General features: G+C 69.7%; 26 protein-coding genes and 1 pseudogene. 19 read left to right on the top strand and 8 right to left on the bottom strand.

Annotation, left to right across the window (positions count from 1 at the left end):
• Window positions 1–51: 51 nt before the first annotated feature.
• The 5 genes from ACV4UX_RS08880 to ACV4UX_RS08860 all read right to left on the bottom strand — a co-directional run bounded on the left by ACV4UX_RS08880 (window position 52) and on the right by ACV4UX_RS08860 (window position 4,149).
• Window positions 52–1,107 carry a class I fructose-bisphosphate aldolase gene (locus ACV4UX_RS08880; RefSeq protein ID WP_491592948.1) on the bottom strand — a complete coding sequence of 352 codons (1,056 nt, stop codon included), beginning with the start codon at window positions 1,105–1,107 and terminating at the stop codon, window positions 52–54.
• Window positions 1,108–1,195: 88 nt separating this feature from the next.
• Window positions 1,196–1,603, bottom strand: a complete 408-nt coding sequence (locus ACV4UX_RS08875) for a Fur family transcriptional regulator (RefSeq protein ID WP_491592947.1) — start codon at window positions 1,601–1,603, stop codon at window positions 1,196–1,198.
• Window positions 1,603–2,406, bottom strand: a complete 804-nt coding sequence (locus ACV4UX_RS08870) for a metal ABC transporter permease (protein ID WP_491592946.1) — start codon at window positions 2,404–2,406, stop codon at window positions 1,603–1,605. Before ACV4UX_RS08870 ends, ACV4UX_RS08875 begins: the two co-directional genes overlap by 1 nt.
• On the bottom strand, window positions 2,403–3,239 hold the full coding sequence (locus ACV4UX_RS08865) for a metal ABC transporter ATP-binding protein (protein WP_491592945.1): 837 nt from the start codon (window positions 3,237–3,239) through the stop codon (window positions 2,403–2,405). The genes ACV4UX_RS08870 and ACV4UX_RS08865 overlap by 4 nt, the downstream gene beginning before the upstream one ends.
• A 10-nt stretch (window positions 3,240–3,249) precedes the next feature.
• Window positions 3,250–4,149 (bottom strand): metal ABC transporter solute-binding protein, Zn/Mn family, encoded by a 900-nt coding sequence (locus ACV4UX_RS08860; RefSeq protein WP_491592944.1) that lies wholly within the window; start codon window positions 4,147–4,149, stop codon window positions 3,250–3,252.
• A gap of 167 nt (window positions 4,150–4,316) precedes the next feature.
• Here ACV4UX_RS08860 and cbiM point away from each other — a divergent pair, with 167 nt between their 5' ends.
• The 8 genes from cbiM (at window position 4,317) to ACV4UX_RS08820 (ending at window position 11,411) form a co-directional block, all read left to right on the top strand.
• Window positions 4,317–4,910 carry a cobalt transporter CbiM gene (gene cbiM, locus ACV4UX_RS08855; RefSeq protein WP_491592943.1) on the top strand — a complete coding sequence of 198 codons (594 nt, stop codon included), beginning with the start codon at window positions 4,317–4,319 and terminating at the stop codon, window positions 4,908–4,910.
• Window positions 4,907–5,620, top strand: coding sequence for an energy-coupling factor transporter transmembrane component T family protein (locus tag ACV4UX_RS08850; RefSeq protein ID WP_491592942.1), 714 nt, complete (start codon window positions 4,907–4,909; stop codon window positions 5,618–5,620). Before cbiM ends, ACV4UX_RS08850 begins: the two co-directional genes overlap by 4 nt.
• Window positions 5,617–6,327, top strand: coding sequence for an energy-coupling factor ABC transporter ATP-binding protein (locus tag ACV4UX_RS08845; protein ID WP_491592941.1), 711 nt, complete (start codon window positions 5,617–5,619; stop codon window positions 6,325–6,327). The genes ACV4UX_RS08850 and ACV4UX_RS08845 overlap by 4 nt, the downstream gene beginning before the upstream one ends.
• Window positions 6,328–6,371: 44 nt before the next feature.
• Window positions 6,372–7,427 carry a glycosyltransferase family 4 protein gene (locus ACV4UX_RS08840; RefSeq protein WP_491592940.1) on the top strand — a complete coding sequence of 352 codons (1,056 nt, stop codon included), beginning with the start codon at window positions 6,372–6,374 and terminating at the stop codon, window positions 7,425–7,427.
• Entirely contained in the window at window positions 7,424–8,566 is a 1,143-nt protein-coding gene (locus tag ACV4UX_RS08835; protein WP_491592939.1) for a glycosyltransferase family protein, read from the top strand. The genes ACV4UX_RS08840 and ACV4UX_RS08835 overlap by 4 nt, the downstream gene beginning before the upstream one ends.
• Before the next feature lie 65 nt (window positions 8,567–8,631).
• Window positions 8,632–10,284, top strand: a complete 1,653-nt coding sequence (locus tag ACV4UX_RS08830; protein WP_491592938.1) for a YIP1 family protein — start codon at window positions 8,632–8,634, stop codon at window positions 10,282–10,284.
• 9 nt (window positions 10,285–10,293) lie between these two features.
• Complete coding sequence (locus tag ACV4UX_RS08825; protein ID WP_491592937.1) at window positions 10,294–10,629, top strand: hypothetical protein; 336 nt, start codon at window positions 10,294–10,296, stop codon at window positions 10,627–10,629.
• A gap of 53 nt (window positions 10,630–10,682) precedes the next feature.
• Window positions 10,683–11,411, top strand: coding sequence for a hypothetical protein (locus ACV4UX_RS08820; protein ID WP_491592936.1), 729 nt, complete (start codon window positions 10,683–10,685; stop codon window positions 11,409–11,411).
• Between the two features lie 327 nt (window positions 11,412–11,738).
• Here ACV4UX_RS08820 and ACV4UX_RS08815 read toward each other — a convergent pair whose 3' ends face one another.
• Window positions 11,739–12,653 (bottom strand): LysR family transcriptional regulator, encoded by a 915-nt coding sequence (locus ACV4UX_RS08815; RefSeq protein WP_491592935.1) that lies wholly within the window; start codon window positions 12,651–12,653, stop codon window positions 11,739–11,741.
• 366 nt (window positions 12,654–13,019) lie between these two features.
• Here ACV4UX_RS08815 and ACV4UX_RS08810 point away from each other — a divergent pair, with 366 nt between their 5' ends.
• The 5 genes from ACV4UX_RS08810 to ACV4UX_RS08790 all read left to right on the top strand — a co-directional run bounded on the left by ACV4UX_RS08810 (window position 13,020) and on the right by ACV4UX_RS08790 (window position 17,805).
• Window positions 13,020–13,457 (top strand): hypothetical protein, encoded by a 438-nt coding sequence (locus tag ACV4UX_RS08810; RefSeq protein ID WP_491592934.1) that lies wholly within the window; start codon window positions 13,020–13,022, stop codon window positions 13,455–13,457.
• Window positions 13,458–13,555: 98 nt separating this feature from the next.
• Window positions 13,556–14,740 carry a 12,18-didecarboxysiroheme deacetylase gene (gene ahbC, locus ACV4UX_RS08805; RefSeq protein WP_491592933.1) on the top strand — a complete coding sequence of 395 codons (1,185 nt, stop codon included), beginning with the start codon at window positions 13,556–13,558 and terminating at the stop codon, window positions 14,738–14,740.
• Window positions 14,741–15,055: 315 nt separating this feature from the next.
• The gene (gene hemB / locus ACV4UX_RS08800) at window positions 15,056–16,054 is read left to right on the top strand and encodes a porphobilinogen synthase (RefSeq protein WP_491592932.1); all 999 of its coding nucleotides are present in this window, start codon (window positions 15,056–15,058) and stop codon (window positions 16,052–16,054) included.
• Between the two features lie 71 nt (window positions 16,055–16,125).
• Window positions 16,126–17,280, top strand: coding sequence for a heme b synthase (ahbD, locus tag ACV4UX_RS08795; RefSeq protein WP_491592949.1), 1,155 nt, complete (start codon window positions 16,126–16,128; stop codon window positions 17,278–17,280).
• 6 nt (window positions 17,281–17,286) lie between these two features.
• On the top strand, window positions 17,287–17,805 hold the full coding sequence (locus ACV4UX_RS08790; protein WP_491592931.1) for a class IV adenylate cyclase: 519 nt from the start codon (window positions 17,287–17,289) through the stop codon (window positions 17,803–17,805).
• Window positions 17,806–17,868: 63 nt separating this feature from the next.
• Here the strand turns inward: ACV4UX_RS08790 and ACV4UX_RS08785 are convergent, their stop codons facing one another.
• Window positions 17,869–18,177, bottom strand: a complete 309-nt coding sequence (locus tag ACV4UX_RS08785; RefSeq protein ID WP_491592930.1) for a hypothetical protein — start codon at window positions 18,175–18,177, stop codon at window positions 17,869–17,871.
• Window positions 18,174–18,755, bottom strand: a complete 582-nt coding sequence (locus tag ACV4UX_RS08780; RefSeq protein ID WP_491592929.1) for a DUF6036 family nucleotidyltransferase — start codon at window positions 18,753–18,755, stop codon at window positions 18,174–18,176. The genes ACV4UX_RS08785 and ACV4UX_RS08780 overlap by 4 nt, the downstream gene beginning before the upstream one ends.
• Before the next feature lie 139 nt (window positions 18,756–18,894).
• Here ACV4UX_RS08780 and ahbA point away from each other — a divergent pair, with 139 nt between their 5' ends.
• From ahbA to ACV4UX_RS08750, 6 genes and pseudogenes are all read left to right on the top strand, one after another.
• On the top strand, window positions 18,895–19,347 hold the full coding sequence (ahbA, locus tag ACV4UX_RS08775) for a siroheme decarboxylase subunit alpha (RefSeq protein WP_491592928.1): 453 nt from the start codon (window positions 18,895–18,897) through the stop codon (window positions 19,345–19,347).
• Window positions 19,344–20,003 (top strand): ribulose-phosphate 3-epimerase, encoded by a 660-nt coding sequence (gene rpe, locus ACV4UX_RS08770; protein ID WP_491592927.1) that lies wholly within the window; start codon window positions 19,344–19,346, stop codon window positions 20,001–20,003. Before ahbA ends, rpe begins: the two co-directional genes overlap by 4 nt.
• A 5-nt stretch (window positions 20,004–20,008) precedes the next feature.
• The gene (locus tag ACV4UX_RS08765; protein ID WP_491592926.1) at window positions 20,009–20,371 is read left to right on the top strand and encodes an Hpt domain-containing protein; all 363 of its coding nucleotides are present in this window, start codon (window positions 20,009–20,011) and stop codon (window positions 20,369–20,371) included.
• Window positions 20,372–20,469: 98 nt separating this feature from the next.
• Window positions 20,470–21,429: a GDP-L-fucose synthase gene (gene fcl / locus ACV4UX_RS08760; RefSeq protein ID WP_491592925.1), complete on the top strand. Its 960-nt coding sequence runs from the start codon at window positions 20,470–20,472 to the stop codon at window positions 21,427–21,429.
• A gap of 5 nt (window positions 21,430–21,434) precedes the next feature.
• Window positions 21,435–22,598: a glycosyltransferase gene (locus tag ACV4UX_RS08755; protein WP_491592924.1), complete on the top strand. Its 1,164-nt coding sequence runs from the start codon at window positions 21,435–21,437 to the stop codon at window positions 22,596–22,598.
• 112 nt (window positions 22,599–22,710) lie between these two features.
• A pseudogene (locus ACV4UX_RS08750) lies at window positions 22,711–23,882 on the top strand (hypothetical protein); the annotation flags it as partial.

Genomic DNA, 23,882 nt, shown 5'->3' with positions numbered 1-23,882 from the left:
CCGGAGGTCGTATGCCTCCAAGGGGGGCGGGTCCATCCCATTAACAGGCTGCTAGGCGACGGTGACATCCTTGCAGAGGTAGACGTCCTGGATGGCGTTCAGGAGCTTCACCCCCTCGGCCATGGGGCGCTGGAAGGCCTTGCGCCCGGAGATGAGCCCCATGCCGCCCGCGCGCTTGTTGATCACGGCGGTGCGCACGGCCTCGGCCAGGTCGGATTCGCCGCCCGAGGGGCCGCCGGAGTTGATGAGCCCCATGCGCCCCGAGTAGCAGTTGAGCACCTGGTAGCGGCAGAGGTCGATGGGGTGGTCGGTGGTCAGTTCGGAGTAGACCTTGGGGTTGGTCATGCCGAACTTGAGGGCTGTGTAGCCGCCGTTGTTCACGGGGAGCTTCTGCTTGATGATGTCTGCCTGGATGGTCACGCCCAGGTGGTTTGCCTGTCCGGTGAGGTCGGCGCTGGCGTGGTAGTCCGTGCCGTCCTTCTTGAAGCCCGGGTTGCGCAGGTAGCACCAGAGCACGGTGGCCATGCCCAGCTGGTGGGCGCGCTCGAAGGCGCGGGACACCTCCACGATCTGGCGGGAGGATTCCGGCGCGCCGAAGTAGACCGTCGCGCCCACGGCGCGGCAGCCCATGTTCCAGGCCTGCTCCACCTGGGCGAACATGATCTGGTCGTGCTTGGCGGGCAGGCTGAGCAGCTCGTTGTGGTTCAACTTGAGCAGGAAGGGGATTTTGTGGGCGTATTTGCGGGCCACGGCCCCGAGCACGCCCAGGGTGGAGGCCACGGCGTTGCATCCGGCCTCAAGGGCCAGCTTCACGATGTTTTCGGGGTCGAAGTAGGCGGGGTTGGGCGCGAAGGAGGCCCCGGCCGAGTGTTCGATGCCCTGGTCCACGGGCAGGATGGAGAGGTAGCCGGTTCCGGCCAGGCGGCCGCCGCCGATGAGGGCCTGGAGGCTGCCCAGCACGGGGACGGGGCGGTCGGAGAGGGCGTAGAGGCGGTCCACGGCGTCGGGTCCAGGGAGGTGGAGGCTTTCCTTGGGCACGGTGGAGCAGGTGTGGTCCAAAAGCGACCTGGCCTGGTCGCCCAGGAGTTTTTCGATGGCGTCGATCATGGCGTGTCTCCTCGGGGGAAGGGGTTCACGCCGGGTATAGCGCGGCCTGCGGGCGCGGGCAATGAAAGTCCGCGAGGGCGCGAAAAAATCAGGAGGCGCAGGCCGGGCAGACGCCTTCGAGGCGCACGTCCACGTGGAGCACGCCCGGGATGTCCACGCCGACCTGCACGGCCCCCGGGTCCAGGCAGAGCAGGCGGCGGCAGCGCAGACAGCGGAAATGGTGGTGTTCAGGGTGCCAGGGGCCTCCGGCGCAATAGCGCACGGATCCGTCGCCCGCGTCGTGGCGCTGGATGAGCCCGGCGTGGTGCAGGGCGTCCAGGCATCGGTAGAGGGTCACCTTGTCCATGGGGGCTTCTCGCCGCAGGGCGGCCAGGAGGGCGGAGGGGGACAGGGCCTCGCCGGAGCCGAGCACGGCCTGGAGCACGCGCAGCCTCCGGGGCGTGGCGCGCAGGTCGCTGGCCTCCAGGAGGCGGGCGGCGTCGCAGGCGGAGCACATCAGGTTTTGCTCCGGTGGAGGAGGAGGTCTGCGAAGAACCACAGCGAGGCCGCGGCGATGATCGAGGCCCCGCTGGAGAGGTCCAGCCAGTAGGAGAGGGCCAGCCCGGCCAGGCAGAAGAGGGCGCAGTAGAGGGCGGAGAGGATCATCATGGAGCCCAGGGAGCGGCAGCGCCGTTCGGCCAGGTAGGGGGGGATGGTGAGCAGGGCGATCACCAGGATGAGCCCCACCACGCGGATGATGAGCACGATGGAGGCGGCCGTCATGCAGAGCATGGCCGTGTGCAGCAGGCGCACGGGCACGCCGCGCAGCCCCGCGAACTCGGGATCGAAGCTCATGGCGGCGAACCCCCGGTACCAGCAGGCGGTGGCCAGCGCCACCAGGGCGTCCAGGCAGGCCATGAGGATCAGGTCTTCGGGGGGCACGGCCAGGATGGACCCGAAGAGGAAGCTCATGAGGTCCACGTTGTAGCCGCGCGAGAGGTCCACCAGGAGGATGCCGAAGGCCATGCCCGCGGCCCAGAGCACGCCCACCACGGTGTCGGCGCGCTCGCTGCGCCCGAAGGTGACCAGGGACATGAGCGCGGCCGCCGCCACCGAGAAGGCCACCGTGACCGGCAGCACCGGCAGCCCCAGGAAGAAGGCCAGGCCCACGCCGCCGTATGCCGCGTGGGAGATGCCTCCGGCCACGAAGACCACCCGGTTCACCACCACCAGCGTGCCGATGACGCCGCAGGCGATGCTCGCCAGAAGACCGGCCAGGACGGCGCGCTGCATGAAGTCGAAGGAGAGGGCCTCGATCACGGGCGGCCTCCCTTGGGAGCGGCCGGACCGCCGCCGGAAGGCTCGGGAGAGGACGCGATCCCTGCGGCGCAGGTCGGGCAGTTGTCGTGCGGGTGGGCGTGGGCCAGGAGTTCCACCGGGCAGCCGTGGGGGCCGCAGCGGTAGACCGATTCGAACATGCTGCGTGTCAGCTCCGGGCGGGGATGGTAGTGCACGGAGCCGTCCACGCAGGCCACGCAGGTGACGTGGCGCGAGATCACCGAGATGTCGTGGCTGACCAGCACCACGGTGAGGCTTTTGGCCAGCTCGCCCAGGAGCTCCTGGAGCGCGGCGCGTCCGGAGGGGTCCACGCTGGCGGTGGGCTCGTCGAGGAGCAGCATCTCCGGTTCGCAGGCCAGGGCGCGGGCGATGAACACGCGCTGGCGCTGTCCGCCGGAGAGGTCGGAGAGCGGCCGCGAGGCCAGGTGGGCCACGCCGGCGCGCTCCAGGCAGCTCATGGCGGCGGCGCGGTCCTTGCGGCTCCAGAAGGGCCAGAGGCTTCGGGGGCCCAGGCGGCCCATGAGGGCCGTCTCCAGGACGCTCACGGGGAAGGCGCGTCCGCTGGCGGTGGTCTGGGGCATGTAGCCCACGCGGCGGGAGGCCTCCGAGGGGGGCATGCCCAGCACGCGCACGGTCCCTGAGCTGGGCCGGGCCAGGCCCAGGATCAGGCGCAGGAGGGTGGTCTTGCCGCCGCCGTTGGGGCCCAGCACGGCGAGGTATTCGCCCCGGGGGACGCGCAGGGTGGCGTCCCTCAGGGCGAGGGTTTCGCCGTAGGCGTAGCTTACGGCGTCGAGTTCCAGGGCGTAGCCGTTCATCGGTCTCCGGTCATTGCAAAGCTTCGCTGAGCGCCTTGGCCACGCGCAGGAGGTTCTGGTCCCAGTCGGGAGCCAGGTCGTCGGCGGTGACCAGCTTCGCGCCGAGGGCGTCGGCGACGGCCTGGGCGGTCCTGGCCGAGAACTGGGGCTGCACGAACACGGCGCGGGCCTTGTGCTCGCGGGCGCGCTCGATGAGTTCCTTGAGCTTGCGCGCCGAGGGCTCCTTGCCGCCGGACTCGATGGCCACCTCGCGCAGGCCGTAGTCCCTGGCGAAATACGCCCAGGCGGGGTGGAAAACAAGGAATTCCGAGCCGGGGGGCGCCTGGGCCAGTTCTGCGCGGAGTTTGGCGTCCAGGTCGCGGCAGAGGGAGCGGAAGGCCTCCAGGTTGGCGCGGTAGGTCTGGGCGTTGGCGGGGTCCAGGCGCTCCAGGGCCTGGGCCACGTTGGCGGCCTGCACCTGGGCCAGGGCGGGGGAGGTCCAGGTGTGGGGGTCGGTCTCGATCTCCTTGCGGGCGTGTTTGTCCTTGCCGCCGTGGCCGTGCTTGTCGCCGTGGCCGTGGTCGTCTTCCAGGGGGAGCAGGTCCACGCCCTGGTTGGCCTGGGCCACCTGGAGGGAGGGGTTGGACTTCCTGAGCCTGGGCAGCCAGACCTCCTCGAACTCCACGCCCTGGGCCACGTAGAGCCGGGCCTTGGCCACCTGGGCCATCTGGCCTGGCTTGGGCTCGAAGGTGTGGGCGTCGGCCCCCGGGCTGACCATCACGAAGACTTCGGCCAGGGGGCCGGCGATCTTCTCCACGATGAACTTCTGGGGCGCCACGCTCACCCCCACGGAAAGCGGGGCGGCCAGGGCGGGGGCGGCGCACAGCGCGAGGGCGAGAGCCAGCACGGCTGGACGGATCGGGATGCGCATGGGAACCTCCGGGTCGGATGATGGAGCCTACATGCAACCTGGTTGCATTCCGGTCAACGGGAAAAGCGCTTGACGAGTGGCACGTCTGGCTGGAATGTAGCATAAAACGGCGCACGCGCCGAATCCTCCATGCTTCCGGGACGATCCGGGGGGCGAAGGTTTCCACCATGCACATCTCCGAGGGAGTGCTCTCCGCGCCGGTGCTGGCGGGCGGGGCCGCGCTGGCCGTGGCCGCCACGGCCGTGGGCCTGCGCAAACTCGACGGCGAGGACGCCGTGCGCGCGGGCGTGCTGGCGGCGGCCTTTTTCGCGGCGAGCCTGGTGCACCTGCCCATCGGCCCGGCGAGCATCCACCTGGTGCTCTCGGGGCTCATGGGGGCGCTTCTGGGCTGGGCGGCCTTTCCGGCCATCCTGGTGGGCCTGGCGCTCCAGGCGCTCATGTTCCAGTTCGGGGGCATCACGGTGCTTGGCGTGAACGCCGTGGTCATGGGCCTGCCCGCCGTGGCGGCGGGTCTGGCCGCGCGTCCGCTGCTCAGGCGATCGGGGCCGGTGTTCGCCCTGGCGGCCTTCTGCTGCGGGGCGCTCTCCATCCTGGGGAGCCTCGCGCTCCTCTACCTGGCCCTGGTGCTCTCGGGCGACGCCCTGAGCGTGTTCGCGGGGATCTTCTTCTGGTCGCACCTGGCGCTCATGGGCGTGGAGGGGGCCATCACCCTGTTCATCCTGGGGTTCCTCAAACGCATGCGTCCGGAACTGCTCGCATGACCGGGTTCGACGCCCGCGTCCGGCTGGCCGGATGCCTGGCGCTCTCGGTGGCCGTGGCCGTGTGCAGGGGCTGGCCCGCCGCGTGGCTGGGCCTGGCCCTGGGCGCGGCCTCCCTGTCATTGGGGCCGCGCGGGTTCGCCCCGTTCGTCCGCCGCCTGTGCTTCGTGAACCTCTTCTTCCTGGGCGTCGCGGCCACCGCGCCGCTCTCCGTGCCGGGCGAGGCCCTTTTCCATGCGGGGCCGCTGGCCTTCACGCGCGAGGGGCTCCTGTCCGGGCTGCACATGGCCCTCAAGGGCAACGCGGTGTTCCTTCTCTTCCGGGGGCTGGCCGCGCCCGTGCCCCCCGAGCGGCTGGGCCAGGCCCTTTCGGGCCTGGGCGTGCCGGACAGGCTCTGCCTGGTGGTGGCGCTGTGCACCCGCTACCTGGGGCTCATGCGCCTGGAGTGGGAGCGACTCTTCACCGCCGCCAGGCTGCGCGGGTTCGACCCGTCGGCCACGCTGCGCGCCTGGAGGATCTACGCCCTCATGCTGGCCCTGCTGCTCATGCGCGCCCTGGACCGCGCCCGATCCGTGCATCAGGCCATGCTCTGCCGGGGCTTCGACGGACGCTTCCGGGGGCTGGCCCCCAAACCCCTCGGGGCCGCCGACCTGGCCCTGTGCCTGGCCTGCCTGGCGGGAACCGCCGGGGTGGCCTTCCTGGAGTACGCATGAACCTTCTGGAACTGCGCGGCGTGCACTGCGGCTATCCGGGCCGCCCGGTGCTCTCGGGGCTGGACCTCGCCCTGGCCCCGGGCGAGCGCCTGGGCCTGGCGGGCCACACCGGCAGCGGCAAGACCACGATGCTCAAGGTGATCATGGGCCTCGTGCGCCCGGAGCAGGGGGAGGTGCTCGTGGAGGGCGCGCCCCTGCACGCGGCGGGGGGGCTGCTCCAGGCCCGGCGCAGCCTGGGCTATCTGTTCCAGAACCCCGACGACCAGCTCTTCTGCCCCACGGTGCTCGAGGACGTGGCCTTCGGACCGCTCAACCTGGGCGTGAAGCCCGCCGAGGCCCGGGACCTGGCCGCCTCCTGCCTGGAACTGGTGGGCCTGGCCGGGTTCGAGGAGCGCCTGACCCACTGCCTCTCGGGGGGCGAGAAGCGGCTTGTCTCCCTGGCCGGGGTGCTGGCCATGCGCCCCAAGGCCCTGCTCCTGGACGAGCCCACCACCGGGCTCGACCCCGAGAGCAAGGACCGCGTGGCCAGGGTGCTCGAAGACCTGGACCTCGCCCTTCTGGTGGTCTCCCACGAGTGGGACTTCCTGGCCCGGGTGGCGCGCCGCCACGTCCTGCTGGACCACGGTCACCTCCACCCGGCCCGCGAGGCCTCACACATCCACAGCCATGTGCATCCCCTGGGCTCCATCCCCCACGAGCACGCCTGAAAGGACAGTGGACGCAAGGCCCCTTTCCGGTCCATAACGGTTCCATGGAACCGCGCTACCGCGTGCTGCACGTGGCCAACTCCCTGGGCCTGGGAGGCACCGAGAAGGCCATGCAGCTCATGGCCTCCCACCTGGACCGGGAACGCTTCGAGCCTTTCGCGTACAGCCCCCTGGACGGGCCGCGCCGGGCGCTCTTCAGGGCCGCCGGGGTCCCGGTGTTCGCCGGGGGCGACCTGCTGACCGTCCTGGAGCGCCTGAGGCCCCACGTGGTGCACCTGCATCGCGCCGGCTGGCCCGAGCCCGGCCCCCTCTCCGCCGTGAAGCGCTTCGGCCCCCGCGCCGTGGTGGAGACCAACGTCTTCGGCCGCTTCGACCCCACGCCGCTGGCCCAGGCCATCCACCTGCACCTGCACATCTCCCGCTTCTGCATGGAGCGCGTCCTGGCCCATCACCCGGGCCAGGCCGACCCGGCGCGCCTGCGCGTGCTGCACTACCCCGTGGACACCGACCGCCTGGAAGCCCTGGCCCCGGAGCGCGACTTCTCGCGCCCCGTGGCCGCAAGGCTCGCCCGACCCGACCCGGGCAAGTGGTCGGGCCTGATCTGCCCGGCGCTCACGGCGCTCAAGGGCATCGTGCCGGACTTCCGCTTCCTGGTGGTGGGGGCCGTGCCCGGCTTCGCCGACTTCCTGCGCGAGCAGGGCCTGGGGGACAACGTGGAGCTCTGCCCCCCCGTGCTGGACGACGCCGAGATCGCGGCCTTCCTGGGCCGGGCCACCCAGCTGGCCCACGCCAACGACACGGGGGAATCCTTCGGGCTGTCCATCGCCGAGGCCATGGCCTCGGGCCTGCCCGTGGTGACGCACCCCGCCGAAGGCCTGCGCGACAACGCCCAGCTGGAGCTGGTGGACCACGGCGTCACCGGGCTGGTGGCCGCAACCGCCGAGGACTACGCCCAGGCGCAGGCCTGGCTCTGGCGCAACCCGGAGCAGGCGCGCGCCATGGGTCTGGCCGGGCGCGAGAAGGCCCGGCGGCTCTGCCGCGCCCAGGAGATCGGCCGCCAGCTGGGGGCCATCTACCTGGAACTCCTGGAGGGGACGTGAACCAGGCCTTCGAGGCCTACACCCGGGCCGTGCTCTCCTACCGCCTGGGGGCGGGGAGCGGCGGCTACGCCACGGTCCCGGCCGGTCCCCAGGCCCTGGAGCCCGTGCTGCGCCGGGCGCGCGGGGCAAGCTGCTGCGCGCTCCTGGGCGTGGGCGGCGGGGCGTTCGCCCGTGACCTGGCCCGGGCGCTGCCCGATGGGGCGCAACTCGTCGTGCTGGAGGCCGACCCGGACCAGGCCCTGGCCCACGGGGCCGGGCTGCCGCTCCTGGCCGACGCCTCCCCCGTGGCCCTGGCCTGGATGCTCCTGACGTGCGGGCTCACGCGGCCCGGCGCCTTCCTGGCCCTGAATCCCGAAATCGCCGACGAGGCGGCCCGCGAGCGCCTGCGCACCGTACAGCGCCTCCATGCGGCCTTCGAACCCCTGGACCTGCAGGGCGCTCGCACGCCCGAGCCGCTCACCGTGGCGTCCATCCTGCACCCGGACGAACCGGACCTGGAGGACTTCTTCGCGGCGCTCCCGGCCTGCGCGGACCGGGCCGTGTTCCTCTGGGACGCCCACGAGCCTCCCGGCAGCCCTCCCGCCTGTCCCGTGCCAGCCCGGCATCTGGCCCATCCCCTCCGGGACGACTTCGCGGCCCAGCGAAACCGTCTGCTGGCCGCCTGCGGACACGGCTGGACGCTCTCCCTGGACGCCGACGAGCGCCTGACCCCTGAGCTGGCGGCGCTTCTGCCCGCTCTCACGGCGCAAGAGGCCTGCACCTCCTTCGCCTTCGAGCGGCGCACCCTCTGCCCGCAGGGCGTGCGCGTGGGCTGGGGGCTCTGGCCCGATCTCCAGGTGCGCCTGTTCCGCAACGCTCCCGGCGTGCGCTACGTGCGCCCCGTGCACGAGCGCCTGGAGGGCCTGGACGGACCCACGGGTCTGACGCCGGGAGCGGCCATCCGGCATCTCTCGGGGCTTCTCAAGGACGAGACCCTGCTGGCGGCCAAGCACGCCCTTTTCGACCGCGCCGGGGGCCGGGGCGCGCTGCACCGGCTCAACCGGGAGTATCCGGCCCTGCCCGAAGCCTTCTTCGCCGCGCTCCGGGAAGGCCCGGCGGCGGGGCAGTGGCCTGCGCGGGTGTCCTTTGCGCCCCTTTGACGTTGCGTTGCGCGGCCAAGAGGGCTAAAGCCCTCAGCAGGCCTTAAGGCCTAGAAAGGTCTCCGATGCGCATCGTCTGCCCTCAATGCGGCTACAGCCGGGATATCCCAGCCGACAAGGTTCCGGCTCGCTCCGCTATCGCCACCTGCCCCAAGTGCCAGTTCCGCTTCCGCTTCCGGGGGCGCGACAGCCTGCCCGCCGAGGAGCCCGCTCCCGAGGAGCCGGTGTATCCGCCGCGCCCCTCCAGGCCGCGCACGGACTGGAACCCAGGTCAGGCGACCCCGGCCGCTCCCGCCTTCGAGCCCAGCCAGAAGCTCTACGGCGCCGTCCCCGAGACTCCCGTCCAGCCCAGGCCCCAGGCGCGCTGGCTTCCGGATCCGGAACCGGCTCCCGAACCCGACGCCTACGAAGCGCCGGTGCGCAGGCGTGCCGCGCCGCCCCCGCCCCCCGAGGACGACGCCTTCGCCAGGCCCCCTTTCGTCCCGTCCCGGGAGCCTGAGCCCGATCCGGAACCCTGGCGCGCTCCGGCCGAGCCCGCACCGGCTCCGCCCGAAGACCCGTACGCCCAGGCCAGACCGGTGGCCTCCGCAGGGCGCGCGCCCGGCCAGACGCGCCGCCAGACGTTCGAGCCTGTCGCGCCGCCGGCCCAGGCTCCGAACAGCACGCGCATCTGGAGCCCTCCGCCCGGCGACGCCGGAGAGTTCCACGCCCCTCCGGGCCATCCCGGCCAGGACGCCCGGCCCCAGGCCGACCCCTGGGACATCCGCGGCAACGAGCCCGCCCAGGGGCGCTTCGTGCCGTTGGGCGATTCCGGCGACGAACCCGGGGAGCCTGCGCCGCGCCGCGCCCAGGTCCGCGTGGAGCGGCCCCAGGCCCAGACTCAGGCCCAGACTCAGGCGCGGACGGACGACCACGAAGCGCAGCTCCCGGATGAGCAGCCCCAGGACGTGCAGCCCTCCGAGGCCGTGGCCGGGGAGGACTCCGTGCGCGACATCTGGGCCAGGCTCCAGGCCATGGGCGGCGCGACCCGGCCCCGCCAGTCGGGCGGCCCCGAGCAGGCCGAGGCTCCGGGGCACGGGCATCCCCCGCCGCGCCACGACGGACCGGCCCCCTGGGAAACCCTGGAGCACCACGGCGTGGTCCCGGCCTACCTGAACACGGCCAAGGCCATCCTCGTGCGGCCGGGCGATTTCTTCGACCAGCTGCCCCCCATGGAGGGCGTGCTGCGCCCCCTGGTGTTCGCCCTGGTCACGTGCCTTGTGGCGGTGCTGGCGGGCGTGGTATGGAACACTTTCGGGCTTGGCCCCAACCTTTCGGAACTGGGCCGCACGGACGGCTTCCAGGGCCTTGGCAGGGGGCCGGTGGGCGGCTTGGCCATGCTGGGGCTCGCGCCCATCGTGCTGGCGGGGTTCGTCTACCTGGACGCGGGGCTCGCGCACCTGCTGCTGGGGCTTCTTCGCTCCGCCACGCGGCCCTTCGCGGAGACCTTCCGCACGCTGTGCTATGCCGGGGCGCCCTGGCTGCTCTCGCTCTTGCCGGTTCCGTATTCCTATCTTATTCCCGTGGTGTTGATCTGGCACATGACCTTGCAGGCCATCGGGCTCAAGAAGCTGCATCAGGCGGGCTATCCGCAGGTGCTGGCCGCGGTGCTGGTGAAGTGGTCGCTCTATTTCATGGCCTCCTTTGCGTTTCTGCACGTGCTCATCACGCGCAGGTAGGAGGGCGGCATGTTTTCCTGGATCGTCGAGCGGTTCAAAAGCCTGGTCACCTTGCGCAGGCAGGCGCGCGAGACGGCCCCGGCGGCCTTCCTGGACCTGTCGCGCGAAATGCGCGAACTGGCCGAGATCGCGGCGCGCGTGTGGCCCGAGGAGTCTGCCTTCCAGGAGCGCGTGCGCGGCATCCGCGAGGAGATGGACCAGTTGGACCAGCTCACGGCCAAGCCCGAGTTCAGGCTGTTGCCGCTCAAGAAGCGGCTTGAGTTGCGCGAGAGCCTGATCCACTCCAAGACGCAGCTCATGGACACCGTGTCCACCGCGCCGTCGCCCACGTCCAGGCCGCAATGATCCGGGTCCGGTTCTTGCTTGGCGTCCTGGTAAAACCCTCCGCGAGGCTTACGATGAAACGAATCGCCATGGTTCTGGCGCTGGCCGTCACCCTTTCGGCATGCGCCTACGAGCCGAAGATGGCGGAACAGTCCGTGCTCTACGTGGACGTGCACGTTAAGCGCAACAATCCCAGCATCTTCGTCCAACCCATGAACGCGCCCACGCGCCCCTTCAAGGCCGTGGTGCTGCCCTTCACCGTGCAGCAGGACGTGGTGAACGCCCGGCATCTCTCCAAGCAGCTCACGGAGGTGTTCAGCAACACCTGGCTGGAGGAAAAGGTGTTCCCCGCCCTGTTCTACGAGCCCTCCCAGGAGATGCTCTCCAACGAGCAGGCCATCCTGGTGGCGCGCGACAGGGGGGCCGACTGCGTGGTCACCGGGCGCATCGCCTACATCTACGCGGGCGGCACGCGGGCGGAGTCGGCGGTGTCGCTCTCCTTCGAAATCCTCGACGTGAATTCCGGGCAGCGCATCTGGTCCATGGCCCAGTCCGGCCGCATGGACCCGGGCCGCAGCGCGGACTACATTTTCTTCAAGCGCGAGTCGCGCCTGCCCCAGGACCCGCTGTGGTCCATCATGACCGCCCTGGCCCACGACACGGGCGGCCCCATCAAGAAGTGGAACGGCGGCATGCAGTTCCAGGTGTCGGGCGCCACGCTGGCCCCGGTTTCCGTGCCGGTGGAGCACACGCCGCCGCCGCCGCCCAAGCAGCCGCTGCAGAGTTCCAACCTGGTCAACTAGCCCCAGAGCGCCCGCCCGGACCCCTCCCGGCGGGCGCTTCCCGTTGAGCGCGCCTTCCTGGACCGGGACTCCGGGAGCATTCCCCGCGCCGTCAGGTTCTGCCTGACGGGAGTTTCTTGACGCGCGACGGGTCCACCCTGCGCGCAGGAGTCAGGGGAGAACTGCGGCGCAATCGTTCCGGCGCACAACCCGGAGACGCCCCTTCGGTGGGCCAGCCTGCCGCGTGCCTGGCGTGACCCGGGCACGGGCCGGGTCCACAGCCCATGCGCCACGCGTGAGGAGCCTGCCGGGAAGGTCGTTGCGGGGGGGGGCGGCGGCTGGAGCGCCTCAACCCAGGGAAGGATTGTTGCGGACGTCTTCTGCGGCCGCCAGGACCAGGCGGCGCGCGCTGGCGCGCATCCCGTCCACCAGCCAGGCCAGGCCCGGGTCCTGGTCCATGCTGGGATTCCAGATGAGGTGGAGGTCCAGGAGGGGAATCTCCTGGGGCGCGGCCACCACGCGCGTACCCGTGGCTTTGGCCAGGGTCTGGGCGATGAGCGAAGGAACGGTGGCCACCATGCCGGTGCTGGCGGCGATCTGGGCCGAGGCGATGAGGTGCGGCGAATAGGCCAGCACCTGGCGCTGCAGTCCGTGGGGCAGCAGGGAATGCTCCACGAGGTTCAGCCCGTCGGCCGGGTGGTAGGTGCGCACGTGCTGGCAGGCCGCGTATTCGTGGAGCGTGAAGGTGGTGCGCCCGTGGGGATGGTCCGGCCCCACCAGGCAGACCAGCCTGTCCTGCAGCAGGTGCGCCCGGGAGTATTTGGCGGGCGTCTGGTTGAGCCAGAAGGCTGCGTCGAGCTCGTTCTTGTCGAGCAGGTCGAGCGTGTTGGCGTCCGCCTGGGTGATGACGACGCGCACTCTGCTGGATGCGTCGCAAAGCCGCCCCGCGAAAACAGGGATGAACAGCTGGGACTCGATTTCGGAGGATGCGATGCAGAACGTGCGGTCGCTGCTTAATGGGTCAAACGTTTTGTATTTGGTGATGGCCGCAAGCTCCGAGAGTTGTTTTTCCAGCGTTTGCAGGAGATGTCTGCCCAGTGGCGTAAGAACGTAGCCGCTGGAACGCCCTGCGGAGTTGCGTTCCAGCAAGTTGTCCTCGAAGGAACGCCGCGCCTTGTCCAGCAGGCGGCTCATGGCGGGCTGGCTGATGCCGATTGTCCTGGCGGCGCGGGAAACATGCCTTTCTTTCAGTAGTATGAGCAAGTGGGGAAGGATGTTGAGGTCAAAGGAGAAAGCATTCGATTACAGCATAATTCTCATGCCCTGTCTGTATTGGACGTATTGTCCGTTTTTGTTTACATCCTGAGGCCAGTTCCTGGCAAGTATATTGTAGTAAGTTGTTCTGAAGGTGTGAATGCGGAGTAGGAAGTGTGGGAATCAAGGTTCAGCATTGAAGCGTGTGGAAAGGAAGAAAGCGTCTTTTATATTGTAGATGATGTAATACAGTATTGCGGTCCGTGCGAGGGGCACACTCCAGCGCCTGCTGGTGTCTGCTGCGGGCTTCATTCGGGATGTCGCGAATGCAAGTTGGTTGCAGCGCTCTGGCCCCTCGTGGGGGCTCTTGCACCATTGCGATCGATCGATCGTATTTCATTTAAAGCTTTTCATACGTCGCGCAGTTCCGAGCAGGCCGATACGGCGCAGCGTATCGGTTTTATCGCCTTCAGCATCGCCATCGCATTTTCAGGGTGCGTCCACTTCGAGCCGTTCAGGGAGGGCGCAAGGGTCTACAGCATGTTGATCGATGTGGACATGCTGCACCACATGCTCGTCTCCTGCGTGCTCCAGAAGAACATAGGGCGCCGCGTAACACGGCGGGCTCTGCTCGCCGCTTGCGAAACCTACCTCGCCGGCGCAAGGAGAAGGCTCCGCTTCGCAGCCGACCTCGCCCGGCAAATCCCCGGGAAGGACGCCCCGGTCAGCGCCCTCGCCGTCATGCACAGCCTGCTCAGCGTGGGCGGCGAAACCCTCGAACGCCATGTGGATTCCCTCGCGCCTTCCGCCTGACCCGTCGCCTCCGCCCTCCGAAATGTGATCCAGGTCCTTTGCGCACCGGGGCGAAATCTGCTAGCACCGCCCCACCCCAAGCTCGAAAGGACATCACCATGATCGGCATCTCCAAGCTCTACTGCGGCACCGTGGAGGCCTCCGACGCCCTGCGCTACGGCCGCCATTCCGGCAAGCTGCCCTCCCACCTGCTCCAGTTCTCCAAGGACAAGAAGCCCGTGGTGGTCTGGAACATGACCCAGCGCTGCAACCTCAAGTGCGTCCACTGCTACGCCAAGGCCTTGGGCGAGGACGGCGGAGACCCCATCTCCACCGACCAGGCCAAGACCATGATCGACGACCTCGCCCAGTACGGCGCCCCCGTCATGCTTTTCTCCGGCGGCGAACCCCTCGTGCGCAAGGACCTCGTGGAACTGGCCCACCACGCCGTGGGGCGCGGCATGCGCGCCGTCATCTCCACCAACGGCACGCTCATCACCAAGGAAAAGGCCCGCGAACTCAAGGACGTCGGCCTCTCCTACGTGGGCATCTCCGTGGACGGACTCGAAGAAGTCCACGACAAGTTCCGCGCCGTGCCCGGCTCCTTCAAGAAGACCATCCAGGGCATCGAGAACTGCAAGGCCGAAGGCCTCAAGGTGGGCATGCGCTTCACCATCAACAAGCGCAACTGGCAGGAAATCCCCGGCCTCTTCGACCTTATCCGCGACCTCGAAGTGCCCCGCATCTGCTTCTACCACCTCGTGTACTCCGGACGAGGTTCCGAACTCATCAAGGAAGACCTCGACCACGCCGAGACCCGCCAGGTGGTCGACCTCATCCTCGACAAGACCCGCGACCTCTTCCAGGCCGGACACGAGAAGGAAGTCCTCACCGTGGACAACCACGCCGACGGACCCTACATCTACTACCGCCTCCTCAAGGAAGACCCCAAGCGCGCCGAAGAAGTCATGGAACTGCTCCAGTACAACGAGGGCAACAACTCCGGACGCGGCATCGGCTGCATCTCCTGGGACGGACAGGTCCACGCCGACCAGTTCTGGCGCATCCACACCTTCGGCAACGTCCTGGAACGCCCCTTCTCGCAAATCTGGGACGACCCGAACATCGAGCTGCTCGCCAAACTGAAGGACAAAAAGAAGTACGTGGGCGGCCGCTGCGCCACCTGCCGCTTCCTGAACATCTGCGGCGGCAACTTCCGCGCCCGCGCCGAAGCCTACTACGGAGACGTCTGGGCGCAGGACCCCGCCTGCTACCTCACCGACGCGGAGATCGCGAAGTCGTAGCACGGCGAGCGTTGCGGCGCGGGCGGGCGGCAGGGTGGTCGGAGAATATGCCTCCGGCGGCCAAAGGGCTACGCCCTTTGGAATCCCACTTTGCTTCGCGGGCTTCACCGGCGACGGCAGTGTTACCGTTCCCGGTCCTGCGTAGCCGGTGAAGCCCGCGAAGCTGCTTGCGGGGTCTGGGGGGATCATCCCCCCGGCGGGCCCAGGGCGGAGCCCTGGCGGGAGAGTCCAGAGAGGGCAGCGCCCTCTCTGGCCGCCGGAGGCATCTTCCCCGACACCCTCCGGTCGACCATCATCCTAGAGGAGAGCGACCACATGCCATCCATCGCCTACAACTACGATTTCCACCGTGGCCGCCGCCTGCGCCGCACGGCCGCCCTGCGCGACCTGGTGCGCGAGACGCGCGTGACGCGCGACGACCTGATCATGCCGTACTTCGTGGCCGAAACCGGCCCGGAGGACATGGTGAAGCCCATCGGCTCCATGCCGGGCCAGAACCAGCTGGGCATGAAGGCCTTCCTGGAGCGCGTGGCGCGCGCGGTGGACCTGGGGCTCAAGGCGTGCATCCTCTTCGGCATCCCTGCGCGCAAGGACCCGGCGGGCACGCAGGGCTACGCCGAGGACGGCGTGGTGCAGCGGGCGGTGCGCGCGCTCAAGGCGCGGTTCCCGGAGTTGGTGGTGCTGACGGACGTGTGCCTGTGCGAGTACACCTCGCACGGTCACTGCGGGCTGCTGGACGACCACGGCCGGGTGCTCAACGACCCCACGCTGGAGTTGCTGGCGCGCACGGCCCTGTCGCACGCCCAGGCGGGCGCGGACATCGTGGCCCCGTCGGACATGATGGACGGGCGCGTGGCGGCGATCCGTTCGGTGCTGGACGGGGCGGGGTTCGAGGAGCTTCCGGTCATGTCGTATGCTGTCAAGTATGCTTCCGCGTATTACGGGCCGTTCCGCGAGGCTGCGGAGAGCGCGCCCAAGTCCGGCGACCGCAAGAGCTACCAGATGGACCCGGGCAACTGGCGCGAGGGGCTGCGGGAAGCCGCGGCCGACGTGGCCGAGGGCGCGGACTTCCTGATGGTGAAGCCCGCCGGGCCGTACCTGGACGTGATCCGCCAGGTGCGCGACGCCTTCGACCTGCCCGTGGCCGCCTACCAGGTGAGCGGCGAGTACTCCATGATCAAGGCCGCCGCGCAGCTGGGCTGGATCGACGAGGAGCGGGTGGTGATGGAGTCGCTCACGGGCATCAAGCGGGCCGGGGCGGATTTGATCCTGACGTATTTCACCGAAGACGTGCTGGCGCGTCTGCAGGGGTAGGCACATGCAGGGGCATCCGAAGGGACATCCCGGGGGACTGGCGGGGGGGACATCCGGGGCAGGGAGGCCAGCTGGCCGGTTCGCCGGGGGCTGGTCATGCGGGGCTGGGCCATCCGGCCGGTCATCCAGGGGGAGCGGCGGGCGGCAAGCCCAAGCTGCTGCCCAACGGCGCGCCGCCGGTGCGCCTCGTGGCCTGGGAGATCACGCGGCGCTGCAACCTGGCCTGCAAGCACTGCCGGGCCGAGGCGCACTTCGAGCCCTATCCGGGCGAGCTGACCAACGCCCAGGCCAAGGCGCTCATCGACACCTTCCCCGAGGTGGGCGACCCCATCGTCATCTTCACGGGCGGAGAGCCCCTCATGCGCCCCGACTGGGACGACCTGGTGGCCTACGCCAACGCCAAGGGGCTGCGCTGCGTCATGGCGCCCAACGGCACGCTCATCACGGCCGAGAACGCCCGGCGCATGAAGGAGGTGGGCATCCAGCGCTGCTCCATCTCCATCGACGGCCCCGACGCGGCCACCCACGACGAGTTCCGGGGCCAGCAGGGAGCCTTCGCGGGGGCGCTGCAGGGCATCGAGCACCTGAAGGCCGCCGGGATCGAGTTCCAGATCAACTCCACGGTCACCAAGAACAACCTGCACAACTTCAAGAAGATCTTCGAGCTCTGCGAGCGCCTGGGGGCCAGCGCCTGGCACATCTTCCTGCTGGTTCCCACGGGGCGCGGCTCCGAGATCGCGGCCCAGGTGATCTCGGCCCAGGAGTATGAGAAGGTGCTGGGGTGGTTCTACGACTTCCGCAAGACCACCTCCATGCAGCTCAAGGCCACCTGCGCGCCGCACTACTACCGGATCATGCGCCAGCGCGCCCGGGAGGAGGGCGTGAGCGTCACCCCGGACACCTTCGGGCTCGACGCCATGACGCGCGGCTGCCTGGGCGGCATCGGCTTCTGCTTCATCTCCCACGACGGCACGGTGCAGCCCTGCGGCTACCTGGACCTGGACTGCGGCAACGTGCTCAAGACGCCTTTCCCGGAGATATGGGCCAAGACCGAGTGGTTCCAGAAGTTCCGCGACCAGAAGGCCTACCAGGGCAAATGCGGCCCCTGCGAGTACCACAAGGTCTGCGGCGGCTGCCGCGCCCGCGCCTGGACCATGAAGGGCGACCCCATGGCCCCCGAGCCCCTGTGCACCTACGAGCCCAAGCGCGGAGGCGGGGAGGGTTAGGCGGGCGTGGCGCGCAACGTGGAGATCAAGGCCCGGATTGAGAGCCTGGCGGCCCTGGAACCCCTGGCGGCGGCCCTCGCGGACCGTGGCCCCGAGCTGATCGGGCAGGACGACACGTTCTTCGTCTGCCCCGCCGGGCGGCTCAAGCTGCGCGACTTCGGGGACGGCCGGGGCGAGCTGATCTTCTACCGCCGCGAGGACAAAGGCGGCCCCAAGGAGTCCTTCTACACGCGCACGCCCACGGACAGCCCCGGCTCGCTGCGCGGGACCCTGGCCCTGGCGTTGGGGGAGGCGGGGCGGGTGCGCAAGCGGCGAACGCTCTATCTGGCGGGCCGCACGCGCATCCACCTGGACCGGGTGGAGGGCCTGGGCGACTTCCTGGAGCTGGAGGTGGTGCTGGAGGAGGGCGAGTCCGCCGAAACCGGCATGGCGGAGGCCCGCGCGCTCATGGAGCGCCTGGGCGTCGCGCCGTCGGCGCTGGTGGCCGGGGCCTACGCGGACCTGTTGCAGGCGCGCGGAGCCTGAGCCTTGCTTGCGCCGCCGGTTTCCCGGGGCCGGGGATGTGCACCCTCGTGCACGTGGTGGCTCTTAGTCCCGACTGAGGATCTCCTGACGTTCCTCGTCCGACAGGATGCCGGTGAAAGGCGTGGAGGAGCGCAGCCGTATGTGTTCCTCGGCGGGACTTTCGATGATGCGCAGGATGGTTTCCCGGTCCTGGGAGCGCAGGATGTGGAGCCATTGCGCGTAGACGCCCGCGAGCGAGGCGTCCTGTGCGGTCCAGCGGTCGATGTTGCGCAGCGGCAAGTCCCAAAGTGCCGGTTCCCGTCGGAGTTTTGCGGCGATGGCCTGGTGCAGGGCCAGCGAGCGCAACTCCCCACGGCGGTGTCGATCCATCATGGCGCGGACACCTCCTCGATGAGGGTGAGAAGCTGTTCCGTCCTTTCCGTGGGGAGGGGCATGAGCCGTGCCCGCTCCCGCAACGTAGGCGCGTCGAGCAGGCCGAGTCGCGAGGCGTCGCGGGCGAACTCAAGGTCTTTCGGGCGGTTGGCGTGGAGTTTCGAGAGCACCATGTCGTGGAGGTCCAAGCAGTAGCCGGTGAAAGGCCCGTCGGGCTCCTCCACGTGGATTGCGACGAGGCGTGTCTCCCAACCGGACGGCAGGGTGCACGTGGTCAGGTCGATGCCCTGGGCATAGTAGCCGTAGGCGTGGTGGAAGGGCGATTGCTCCCCGAGTGCGCCGTCGATGAGGTCGGTTTTCGCGCCGGAGCCGGGGATGAGCATGTCCGCCTCGGCGGAGCGCATCAGGGTTTGGGCTCGGCGTACGGCGAGGGAGAAGTCCGCGCCGTCCCCTGCGTACATGGTATAGAAATCCGTGTGCGTGGCGAGGATGGCCTGGCTGCCGAAGACATGGACGCTTTGGGTCCCGGCGGCACGGCATGCCGCCCGGATGAGGTGTTCGAGTTGTTCCCTGGTCATGTCCGGCTCACTGAATCTGGCGCGTGCTCCCCGGGGCGCATTCATTTCATGGTTGCGTACCCCGGACAAGTCAAGGGCGGTGAAACGTCCCGCGGCGGAACTCTTTGCGTCGCGGGCCAAGCTGGGCTATCAGCCACCCATGGACGCATTCGACCGCAAGATTCTCGACGTCATCCAGTCGCGCTTTCCCATTTCGGAGCGGCCCTACGCCGACGTGGGGGCCGAGGTGGGCCTCACCGAGGCCGAGGTGCTGGCCCGGGTGCGCGCGCTCAAGCAGAAGGGCGTGATAAGGCGCATGGGGGCCAATTTCCAGTCCGACCGCCTGGGCTGGCAGTCCACGCTCTGCGCGGCCCGCGTGCCCGAAGACCGGGTGGAGGAGTTCGTGGCCGTGGTGAACAGGCTCCCCAACGTCACCCACAACTATCTGCGACAACACGCCTACAACGTGTGGTTCACCTACGTGGGCCCCTCCATGGAGCACGTGCGCGAGGCCCTGGCCGGCATCAAGCGCGACACGGGCATCGAGGTGCTCAACCTGCCCGCCGAGCGGCTCTTCAAGATCAAGGTGGACTTCGCCATGGAGGGCAAATGATCCTCTCCCCTTCGCTGCTCTCGTCGGATTTCGGACGCCTGGCCGAGGAACTGGCCGCCCTGGAGAAGGCCGGGCTCGAGTGGGTCCACTGGGACGTGATGGACGGGCTCTTCGTGCCCAACATCACCTTCGGCCCCCCGGTGATCAAGGCCCTGCGCGGGCGCTCGAAGCTCTTCTTCGACGTGCACCTGATGATCGAACGCCCCGAGCGCTACCTGCACGAGTTCACCGACGCGGGCGCGGATCTGGTCTGCGTGCACGCCGAGGCCACCGCGCACCTGGAGCGCGTGGTGGCCGAGATCGCCCGGTTGGGGGCCAGGCCCGCCGTGGCGCTCAATCCGGCCACGCCGCTGGAGATGGTGGACTACCTCCTGCCGCAGCTGCACATGGTGCTCGTGATGAGCGTGAACCCCGGTTTCGGCGGACAGTCTTTCATCCCCTTCAGCATGGACAAGATCCGCGAGCTCAAGCGGCGCATCCGCGCGCGCGGGCTCTCCACGCTCGTGCAGGTGGACGGCGGCGTGTGCCTGGAAAACTGCCGGGAGCTGGTGGAGGCGGGGGCGGACGTGCTGGTCTCCGGTTCGGCCTTCTTCTCCAGGCCCCCCTACGGCGAGCGGTACGCCGCGTTCCGGGAGGCGGCGGAGGCCTCGCGTTGAAACCCGTGCGCGACTGTCCGCTGGAGCGCCGCGTGCGGGACGGCGCCGTGGAGCGCCGCGTGCGCGAGCGCTTCCGGGTGGCCTTCGGGCTCCCCGAGGAGAGCGTGGAGCATCTGGTGGCCACCTCGCGAAAGGCCGTGGCCCAGGGGCTGGCCCGGCTGGCGGCCTCCTGCGCCACCGGCGACCGCGCTGCGCTCTCCCACTGGTCGCACAGCCTCAAGGGGAGCCTGCTCAACGCCGGGCTGGACGAAGAGGCCCTCCGGGCGCGGCGCATCGAGGAGCTGGCGGAGTCGGCCCCCATGGACGCCCTGGCCGGGCGTGTGACGACCCTCAGCCTGTCTCTGGCCGCCTTCCTGGACGGGTCCTAGGCCTGAAGCAAGACCTGACGCGGGCTAGTCCCACTAGCCAACCGGGCCGGGGCGTGCTAAGAGGCGCGCGTTTCCAAATCCCAATCCATGGACGCCAAGTGAGCTACTCACCCATCTTCGTGGCCGGGCACAGGGGCCTGGTGGGCTCGGCCGTGGTCCGCGCCATCGAGGCCCGGGGCAATGCCGAAGTCATCGTGCGCACACGCTCCGAGCTGGACCTCACCGACCAGGCGGCCGTGCGCGACTTCATGAACCAGGCCCGCCCCAAGGCCGTGGTCCTGGCCGCCGCCAAGGTGGGCGGCATCCACGCCAACAACGCCTTCCCGGCCGAATTCATCTGGAACAACTCCATCATCCAGTGCAACGTCATCGACGCCGCCTGGCGCGCGGGGGTGGAGAAGTTCGTGTTCCTGGGCTCCTCCTGCATCTACCCCAAGTTCGCGCCCCAGCCCATGCGCGAGGAGCACCTGCTCACCGGCGAACTGGAGCCCACCAACCAGTGGTACGCCGTGGCCAAGATCGCCGGCATCAAGATCTGCCAGGCCTACCGCCGCCAGTACGGCTTCAACGCCGTGAGCCTGATGCCCACCAACCTCTACGGCCCCGGCGACAACTTCGACCCGGAGAACTCCCACGTGCTCCCGGCGCTCCTGCGCCGCTTCCACGAGGCCAGGCTGGCGGGGGCTCCCTCCGTGGCCGTGTGGGGCTCCGGCAACGCCCTGCGCGAGTTCCTCCACGTGGACGACCTGGCCCGCGCCGTGCTCCACTGCATGGACCACTACGACGAGGAGCAGTTCATCAACGTGGGGGCCGGCCAGGAAGTGACCATCCGCCAACTGGCCGAGATGGTGGCCCGCGTGGTGGGCTTCACCGGCGAACTGGTCTTCGACGCCTCGCGGCCCGACGGCACGCCCCGCAAGCTCCTGGACGCGTCGCGCCTCACGGCCCTGGGCTGGAAGCCCTCCATCCCCCTGGAAGAGGGCATCGCCAGCACCTACCGCTGGTACCTGGACCACCTGGACTCCCTGCGCACCCGGCGCGACTTCGGAGGGGCGTGAAGCTCATGCGTTTTCAATCCATCGTGCTCGTCAGCCACGTCACGGACCTCTCGGGCCCCAGCGAGGCCGTGGAGAACTACCTGGCCTCCCGCTCCGGGAAGCTGGGCGTGATCTACCATCCCTTCCACTACTGCCAGGACCGCCGCTCGCGCCTCAAGGAATACCGCGAAGGCGCGTTGCGCCGCGAAGTCCGCCAGGGCGGCTGGGCGCTCCCGGCCCTGGCCACCTACGTGAAGGACGTGCTCTTCACGCTCTGGTACTTCTTCCGCCTGGGCGGGCGTTTCGACACCTACCTGGGGGCCGACCCCCTGAACGCCGTGGTGGGCGTGCTCCTCAAGTGGCTTGGCCGCACGGACTTCGTGATCTTCTACACCATCGACTGGATGCCCGAGCGCTTTTCCAACAAGTGGCTCAACGCCGTCTACCACTGGCTGGACCGCTTCTGCGTGCGCCACTGCGACGCGGCCTGGAACATCTCCCCCCGCATCCAGGAGGTGCGTCGCTCCCAGGGCCTGCCCGACGCGAAGAACATCCTCGTGCCCGTGGGCGTGAACCTGGAGCAGGTGGTGCTGCCCGACAAGTCCGGCCGCAAGCCCTCGGAACTGGTGCTCCTGGGCGCGCTGGCCCCCTCCAAGGGCGTGGACCTGGTGATCGAGGCCTTCCCGCTCATCCGGGAGCGCTGCCCGGGCGTGACGCTCCACGTCATCGGCAAGACGCCCCACGAGGCCGTGGAGGACGGCGTGGTCTACCAGCCCTTCGAGCCCCGGCTCCAGGCCCTGGGCGAGGGCGTGGTCCTGCACGGGGCGAAGCCCCACGCCGAGGTGCTGGCCATGCTCCCGGGCTACGACGTGAGCCTGGCCCTCTACCGCCCCTCGGCCAACAACCTCTCCCAGTGGGCCGACCCCAGCCGCGTCAAGGACTACCTGGCCTGCGGCCTGCCCGTGGTCATCACCCCCGTGCCCGAGATCCACAAGGACGTGGCCGCCCTGGAAGCCGGACTGGTGGTGCCCTACGAGGCCCAGGCCCTTGCCGACGCCGTGGCCTCCCTCCTGGAAGACCCGGACCGCTGGCGCGCCCTGCGCGAGAACGCCCTGGCCTACATGGCGTCCTACTCCTGGACCGCCATCCTGGACCGGGTGTTCGACGAGTCCTTCAGGGCGAGGTCGTGACGCGCACGACCGCGAAGCCGCAAGCGATTCCGAAGGGCGCGGCCCTTTGGCAGCCGAGGGCTTCCTCCCAGACGCCGCACCGCAAGCCCGACCCTTGGCCGGGAGCAGCGCAGTGCCCGGCCGCCTGAATCCGTCGGCGGCCGCGCCCGGCGCTCCGCGACCGGGCCGCGCCGTGCCGGAGCGCCTGAAGCCGTGGCTGGCCGTCCTGGCCGTGGCGGCCCTGTGCGCGGTCTCCTTCGCCGGGGTGCTCTCCCGCCCGGGGCTCGTGGGCCACACCTGGGACTGGGGCGTGCCCAGCTTCGCCGAGCAGTACCGCTCCATGGCGGACAACCACTTCTCCACCTGGGACGCCTACTTCGAGACGGGGCGCTACCACTACTTCAAGCTGGAGCTGGTCTACTGGCAGCTCATCACGCCCCTGGCGGCCATCGGCGGCGAGTGGATGTCCAAGCTGTTGCCCCTGGCCTTCGTGCTGGGGGCGGGCCTGGCCATGCTGCCCCTGGCGCGCAGGCTGGGCCTGGGCTGGTTCTACGCCACGCTCGCGGGCGTGCTCTACGGGCTCTCGCCCTACGCCTTCAGCCGCGTGGTGGCCGGGCACATGCCCATGCTGGCGGGCTACGCCCTCATCCCGCTCCTGCTCCTGGCCTTCTTCAGCCTGGCCGACGCGGCCCGGGCCGGGCGCATCCGCGCCGTGCCGGTGCTCTCCTGCGGGCTGTTGCTGGGGCTCACCTCCCTGCACCCCAGCGTGGGCGTGGGCGCGGCCGTCATGCTGGGGCTCCTGGGCCTGCACTTCCTGGTGCGGGGTCCGGGTCGGGGGCGGCTCGCGGCCTCCACGGGGATGGTCTTCGCCCTGGCCCTGTGCATGAACATCCATTTCATGGCCCCGTTCCTGGCCGACTACCTGGGCAAGGGGGCCATCCGGCACGGCTGGGGGCTCTCGGCCTCGGCCAAGGGCGACGTGACGGTGGACACCGAACTGCCCATGCGCGAATCGTTCCACCAGTCCACCAGCCAGCCCGTGGACGCGGCCCTGCGCCTGGACCTGCGCCCGGGCATGGACACCGAATACGCCTACCACCAGCCCCGGGGCCTGCGCCTGCCCTGGGTGGCGGCCTCGGCCGTCCTGGCGGGGCTGGCCCTGTGCTCCTTCCTGGCCCGGCGCGGGCGCGAGGAGGCGGGCGGGCTCCTGCTGGTGGCCGCCGTGGGCGTGCTCCTGGCCGGCGGTTCGCGCACGCCCCTGGGCATCGCCTTCTATCAGGGTCTGCTCAAGGGGGCCGTGCCCAT

The organism is Fundidesulfovibrio sp. (genome assembly GCF_058402725.1).
The sequence above is the reverse complement of the archived record's forward strand: the minus strand, read 5'-3'. Positions and strand labels throughout refer to the sequence as shown.

Coding starts and splice junctions, on each gene's coding strand:
- ACV4UX_RS08880 (WP_491592948.1), bottom strand. CDS start 1,107: ATGATCGACGCCATCGAAAAACTCCTGGGCGACCAGGCCAGGTCGCTT.
- hemB (WP_491592932.1), top strand. CDS start 15,056: ATGCCATCCATCGCCTACAACTACGATTTCCACCGTGGCCGCCGCCTG.
- ACV4UX_RS08830 (WP_491592938.1), top strand. CDS start 8,632: ATGCGCATCGTCTGCCCTCAATGCGGCTACAGCCGGGATATCCCAGCC.
- ACV4UX_RS08875 (WP_491592947.1), bottom strand. CDS start 1,603: ATGTGCTCCGCCTGCGACGCCGCCCGCCTCCTGGAGGCCAGCGACCTG.
- ACV4UX_RS08865 (WP_491592945.1), bottom strand. CDS start 3,239: ATGAACGGCTACGCCCTGGAACTCGACGCCGTAAGCTACGCCTACGGC.
- ACV4UX_RS08860 (WP_491592944.1), bottom strand. CDS start 4,149: ATGCGCATCCCGATCCGTCCAGCCGTGCTGGCTCTCGCCCTCGCGCTG.
- ACV4UX_RS08780 (WP_491592929.1), bottom strand. CDS start 18,755: ATGACCAGGGAACAACTCGAACACCTCATCCGGGCGGCATGCCGTGCC.
- ACV4UX_RS08820 (WP_491592936.1), top strand. CDS start 10,683: ATGAAACGAATCGCCATGGTTCTGGCGCTGGCCGTCACCCTTTCGGCA.
- ACV4UX_RS08840 (WP_491592940.1), top strand. CDS start 6,372: ATGGAACCGCGCTACCGCGTGCTGCACGTGGCCAACTCCCTGGGCCTG.
- rpe (WP_491592927.1), top strand. CDS start 19,344: ATGATCCTCTCCCCTTCGCTGCTCTCGTCGGATTTCGGACGCCTGGCC.
- ahbA (WP_491592928.1), top strand. CDS start 18,895: ATGGACGCATTCGACCGCAAGATTCTCGACGTCATCCAGTCGCGCTTT.
- ahbC (WP_491592933.1), top strand. CDS start 13,556: ATGATCGGCATCTCCAAGCTCTACTGCGGCACCGTGGAGGCCTCCGAC.
- ACV4UX_RS08845 (WP_491592941.1), top strand. CDS start 5,617: ATGAACCTTCTGGAACTGCGCGGCGTGCACTGCGGCTATCCGGGCCGC.
- ACV4UX_RS08785 (WP_491592930.1), bottom strand. CDS start 18,177: ATGATGGATCGACACCGCCGTGGGGAGTTGCGCTCGCTGGCCCTGCAC.
- ACV4UX_RS08755 (WP_491592924.1), top strand. CDS start 21,435: ATGCGTTTTCAATCCATCGTGCTCGTCAGCCACGTCACGGACCTCTCG.
- ACV4UX_RS08825 (WP_491592937.1), top strand. CDS start 10,294: ATGTTTTCCTGGATCGTCGAGCGGTTCAAAAGCCTGGTCACCTTGCGC.
- cbiM (WP_491592943.1), top strand. CDS start 4,317: ATGCACATCTCCGAGGGAGTGCTCTCCGCGCCGGTGCTGGCGGGCGGG.
- ACV4UX_RS08850 (WP_491592942.1), top strand. CDS start 4,907: ATGACCGGGTTCGACGCCCGCGTCCGGCTGGCCGGATGCCTGGCGCTC.